1 protein-coding gene and 2 pseudogenes are annotated in these 1,666 nt (G+C 56.1%); all 3 read left to right on the plus strand.

Annotation, left to right across the window (positions count from 1 at the left end; genetic code table 11):
- Nucleotides 1-448 (plus strand): sigma factor-like helix-turn-helix DNA-binding protein (locus C230_RS18835; protein WP_018130105.1); only part of this gene is annotated, 448 nt, incomplete at its 5' end.
- A 277-nt stretch (nucleotides 449-725) separates the two neighbouring features.
- Nucleotides 726-788 (plus strand): annotated as a pseudogene (locus tag C230_RS23755) (DUF6011 domain-containing protein); the annotation flags it as partial.
- A 27-nt stretch (nucleotides 789-815) separates the two neighbouring features.
- Nucleotides 816-1,666 (plus strand): annotated as a pseudogene (locus tag C230_RS0100275) (amidoligase family protein); the annotation flags it as partial.

The raw sequence follows: 1,666 nt of genomic DNA on the forward strand, positions 1-1,666 counted from the left end.
GCTGAAGGGCGAGCGCGAATGGGTGGGAAGCATGCTGCACGAGTCGGCCGAAGTCATCCCGATGATTGCGGCATACTGTTCCGTCGAGCAGCTGGAGATGAAGGAAAGACGATTGGTGGAGCGGCTGCAGCGACTCGCGTACGGGAAAAAGGCCAAAGTCCACTCGTGGGACGCCGAATGGCTGGAGCGTCTTCCGGATATACGGAGTTTGGAGGAGGAAGTCATAGACCGGATCGAGGGCATGGAGACAGAGGATTTGGCGGTCATCGACATTCACCATTTGCCGGCCAGGCAGCGGGAGGCGCTGGAACTGCTGGCCACCGGTATGTCCTATTCCGATGTCGCTGAGCTGATGAAGGTGCAGAAAGGGAGCGTGTCCAAGCATCTGCAGTTGGCTCGAAAAAAATTGGAAGACGGAGGAGCTCAACTGGCGTGGCGGCTTGAATGAAGACATTTTCAGCCCAAATATGAGGAGAAAATGGAATGAAAGCAGATCAAGAGGGATGTTTATGCCCCAGGACGGCGTGTGTTTCGACTTGCATATCATTCTTAGAATCCTGGAGACGTAGGGCATTGCCATATACCGACACAGCGATGATGTGATCTATCGAATTGTGAGCGCGGTCAACCGAATACTGATTTTTTCTCCCTCTCCTCTACATGGGTGAATCAACCAGGAAAGGAGAGGGATTTTTTTGCCTACTGGAACAACAGCCATTTGCAGGGTGTGCCACAGACCTTTGCGCAGTCGTCTGAGTGTTCTGCAGGGTGTAGGCCCTGTCTGCGCAAAAAAGGTGCGCCAAGCGTTGGAGGAAATGTTGCAACGGGTGGTACGGGGCGAGGTGGAACCGGATGAGCAAATCGCCTATGCCATGTCACCTGAAGAACGCCAGAGGGCGGTAGAAAACCGGGTCCGAGAAGCCTATTTGGCACAACTCCGGCAAAGGACACGCCCCAGCCGGGAACCTGTGTATGTGGAGGTCGAAAGTGTTTCTAGAGATCTCGATCGGGAACGAACCCAGGTCGAATGGATTGATCGCGACCATGCTTGGGTCGAATCGGAAGGCGGAGGACGGTATCAAGTCTCCGAAACGGGCTGTACCTGCCCGCACTTCGTCAACCGCCTTTCGCGGGATCCGGAACTGGCGCGGGAAGGGTGCCGCCACATGCGAGCCTTGCGCCTGGCCCGTGAGGAAGTACGGGAAAGAAGGCGTCTTGCACGGCAGCGTCGCCAGGAGAACGCGTCCCCGGCGGTTGTGGTGCCAGTTACGCATGAGGAAAACCGTCCCACATTTACACAAATCGATTGGACCGTTGATGCGGAACGGGAAATGGTACTCAATATTTGGCGGCAAAACCGGGCCTGGGATGGTATATACGTCAGTCACGATGACCAAGCATGGGAGACACTTCGTGCCCAGGCACGTCAGGAATGGGAATACAAGTACGAAAATGTCCTGGGGGGGACCGGAAACACCTTTGGCGTGGAACTTGAAGTCCAGTTCCGGGACCCTGTGTCACGGGCAAGAGCCTTGCGGGAACTGTACGAAGAAGGGCTGACGCTGACGCCGGAGATGCGCGGATACCATTCAGGAGACGGGAGAGGATTCTGGAAGCCGGAGCGGGACGGTTCGTTGGGAGTCAACGGGGTCGAGTTGGTATCGCC

It is taken from the genome of Effusibacillus pohliae DSM 22757, assembly GCF_000376225.1.
Lineage (GTDB): Bacteria > Bacillota > Bacilli > Tumebacillales > Effusibacillaceae > Effusibacillus > Effusibacillus pohliae.